This is a genomic window from Lacticaseibacillus boliensis (assembly GCF_054784775.1).
Genome location: NZ_BAAIHN010000071.1, coordinates 1 through 3,214 on the forward strand (window position 1 = coordinate 1; position 3,214 = coordinate 3,214).

A 3,214-nucleotide genomic window follows, 5' to 3' on the forward strand; every position below is an offset into this window, starting at 1 on the left:
TCGTAGTGACCAGCCTGGCCTCCGAGGCTCCAGAGACTTTGTTCAAGACCTATAGACAGCGGGGCAATGCTGAGAACCAAATTAAGGAGCTGAAATGCGGGTTTGGCTTTGACAAAACAGACAGCTCAACTTTTGCACGGAACACTGCACGAGCCTTGGTCACCGGTATTGCCTATAACCTGGTTCAGCTCTTTAAACAGCTCTTTGTCTCGGAAGACCGTCGTTCAACCATCTCCTCGCTACGGTTCAGTCTCTTTCACATCGCCGGTAGGATTACTTGGCACGCCCGTCGTGTGGTGATTCATCTTGCTTCTAACTATGTTTACAAGAACTGGTTTAGTCGGCTCATGGACGAAGTCCATCAGTTGGCGACCTGAACTGAATAACTGAATAGGTCGTGCGTCGAGCCGAAAACTGGGTCGGTCTGTTCGTGGTGCATCGATCACCAACTTCTCCGCTCAGTCAGTATTCGCAACGCTCCAAACGTTGCTTTCAGACCGGCCAGATGCGATTTCATGTCCCCAATACCGAAGTGAATAATCCAGGTATATAAAATCAACGATTGTTTATCAACGATCACCATTAAAAGCCTCGTTGATAAACAGACAAAACCTCGTTGATAAACTTCTATAAGCCTTGGGAGAGTAAGCCTCAAGAGGGGTCTAAAAGAGGTTTAAAAGAGGTTTAAAAGAGGCACTACTGTACGAGACCAAAACCTAGAAACAAAAAAACACAAAGGAGTGAGCTAAAAACTAGCTCACATCAAACTCTGGTCGCTACGCTCCCGCCGCGGCTACGCCTTGGCAAGTGCCAAATCAAAAGCGTGGTTCAGCAGGTCGTCGCGCACGCGCTCCGAGGGCGACCGGTAACAATCACTCAACGTGCCACCGTTGCATCAAGTGAATGGGCTGGTCAACTTTAGAGCCAAACCAGCACCTAGATAGAACATCTGGTAAACTGATTTATGGCAACTAGCCCCAGAGAGGGGGTGCTAGGTATGCACGAATTACTCACACTGATTGTCGCCCCATGCGTGGTGGGAATAGTCACAGCACTATTTGCCGACTGGTTGGATCGCCGGCACCGATAATCTAGTGGTTGCCAACCAACCCACACGCCGTTTCCCGCGGTGAAAAAAAGCGCCGTCACCCATGCAGGGGTGGCGGCGCTTTGTGCTAGATATGCATTGAATTTCTCACAAGTTCAGTATAACACGCGTTGAGCGTTATTGGCAGGACAACAAGATATAATCGCAAGGCTTGGTTGTCAGGGACCAGCAGAAGCAACAGCACTAGAAAGTAGAACCACCTTGGTGTTGTGTCTGTTGCATAAGCAAGTTCTCAATGACGTTCGACCGAGTAACCTTAACTGTGTAGGGCTGGTTTGCAAGTGTGTGCTCCGCCTGTGCTTGAGTTTTTCTAACCAACTCATCCAATGCGTTAATTGCCTGTTCACTCAAAGTAACAGCAATGCGACTTTTTTCTTCTCCCATGATGTGTTCCTCCTGTTTATTTGATGTTACTATATAGTAACACCAAAAGCGCATGACACAACGCCAACTAAGAGATTGCCAAGTACATACGAAGTTTGAGACGGGTGAAGACAATTCTTGTATCGGCACGGTATCGGTATTTTGTCGGTACGTATCGGTAATGTGTCGGTATTCAATCGGTATACTGTCGGTTAAGTATCGGTAAAAAGTCGGTAGACGAGAAAATCTGGCGCCACCGGAAACGCCCGCACTGCGGGCCTATCACAGTATGTGACAGCCGTTTCCCTTATGCTCTTTTCCGTCTTTGCGTTACAGGCACAGCAATTCATTGCGTCTTGCCTGTTAGTCAAGTGGAAAACCGCAAAAACAGGTGGCCTAAGCCGCCGTCGTGTTGCGAGTTTTTTTCTTCTCTCAATATGTGTTCTTCCTGTGCCTTTCATGTAACTATATAGCAACACAAAGGACACACAACACGACACCTGGCGAGATATTACTAAGTACATGCGCGGTTTTAGACGTGTGACTGTTGACGATTTTCGACAGGGGACGAATTTTGGAGTTTTAGATAATGGGCATAAGGGAAAACTGAACCCAAATATGGGTTACACCGCAGTGCGGTGGGTTTTCTAAAGGGGCCACATTCGTGGCCCTGGCTACCCCAAAGTGGGATTTTGGCTACCTGATAAAAAACACGCTGGCTAGCCGCCACAGTCGTTTGGCTACCCCATTTTTCAATTTGGCTACCCCTATAGCATATTTTGGCTACCCCCGACAAAATCATACCTAATCCAACTTTTCAGCATAATTTGTTTGAGCATGACGAGCACTAGTGATTGCTTTGCGAATCTGTGTCACCGTAGTTTGATGTTGCTTGATTGAAGATTTCGTTTGCGCAATTTTACTCTTGGTATCAGATTTTTGAGTCCCAGTTTGAAGATCCAACGACTGATTTTGCTTCGATAAAATCTTCTTGAGCTTGGCAATGTTGGACTTATTCTTGGCTGTCCAAAAAATTTTGAGACAGTGGCTAACTTGATTCTAAAATGCGCGTATAATAACCATATCGAAAGGAGATCAATCTAATGAAATATACGAAAACCAAAGCAGTATTAAATCAACTCGTTGCCGATTTGAGCCAGATGTCAATGATTATCCATCAGACGCATTGGTACATGCGTGGACCCAACTTTTTGAAGTTGCACCCCTTGATGGATGAGTTCATGGAAGAAATTGACAACCAACTCGATGTCATTTCTGAACGGCTGATTGCGCTTGATGGCAGTCCTTACTCGACCTTAAAAGAAATGGCCGAAAACACTAAGATTCAAGACTGGCCTGGTGAATGGGACAAAACAACCCCAGAACGCCTCGCACACTTAGTTGATGGATATCGTTACTTGGAAAACCTTTACCAACACGGCATTGAAGTATCCGATGTTGAAAAAGACTTCAGTACCCAAGATATTTTCATTGGTCTCAAAACCGCAATTGAGAAGAAAATCTGGATGATTCAGGCAGAGCTTGGGTCGGCGCCGGAAATTGATGAATAAAATAATATTAAAAAATCGGTAGGCTTATGGTAGATTGTAAAATTACCCCAGTTTACAATTCAAGTGCAACACCTTAGCGACTAGACCAAAAAGGCCATGAAGACCTATTCTTGTTAGTGCAACCAGACAAGAAAGCAGGAATCTTTATGACCCACTCTCAGATTAACACTCA

4 protein-coding genes are annotated in these 3,214 nt (G+C 45.6%); 3 read left to right on the top strand and 1 reads right to left on the bottom strand.

Translation table 11 applies throughout. The features are described 5' to 3' along the window. A partial coding sequence (locus tag ACYVRB_RS14110) for a transposase (protein WP_461216052.1) occupies positions 1–377 on the top strand: 377 nt, incomplete at its 5' end. 620 nt (positions 378–997) lie between these two features. Continuing rightward, positions 998–1,090, top strand: a complete 93-nt coding sequence (locus ACYVRB_RS14115; protein WP_152164931.1) for a type I toxin-antitoxin system Fst family toxin — start codon at positions 998–1,000, stop codon at positions 1,088–1,090. Between the two features lie 201 nt (positions 1,091–1,291). On the opposite strand, the gene ACYVRB_RS14120 is transcribed toward ACYVRB_RS14115, so the two are convergent. Next, positions 1,292–1,492: a plasmid replication protein gene (locus ACYVRB_RS14120; protein WP_461216053.1), complete on the bottom strand. Its 201-nt coding sequence runs from the start codon at positions 1,490–1,492 to the stop codon at positions 1,292–1,294. A 1,082-nt stretch (positions 1,493–2,574) separates the two neighbouring features. On the opposite strand from ACYVRB_RS14120, the gene ACYVRB_RS14125 reads away from it, so the two are divergent. Beyond that, positions 2,575–3,042 carry a Dps family protein gene (locus ACYVRB_RS14125; protein WP_461216054.1) on the top strand — a complete coding sequence of 156 codons (468 nt, stop codon included), beginning with the start codon at positions 2,575–2,577 and terminating at the stop codon, positions 3,040–3,042. The last annotated feature ends 172 nt before the right edge of the window (positions 3,043–3,214 follow it).

Excerpts from the sequence above, each read along its gene's own strand:
- ACYVRB_RS14120 (WP_461216053.1), bottom strand. The coding sequence starts at position 1,492 with ATGGGAGAAGAAAAAAGTCGCATTGCTGTTACTTTGAGTGAACAGGCA.
- ACYVRB_RS14125 (WP_461216054.1), top strand. The coding sequence starts at position 2,575 with ATGAAATATACGAAAACCAAAGCAGTATTAAATCAACTCGTTGCCGAT.
- ACYVRB_RS14115 (WP_152164931.1), top strand. The coding sequence starts at position 998 with ATGCACGAATTACTCACACTGATTGTCGCCCCATGCGTGGTGGGAATA.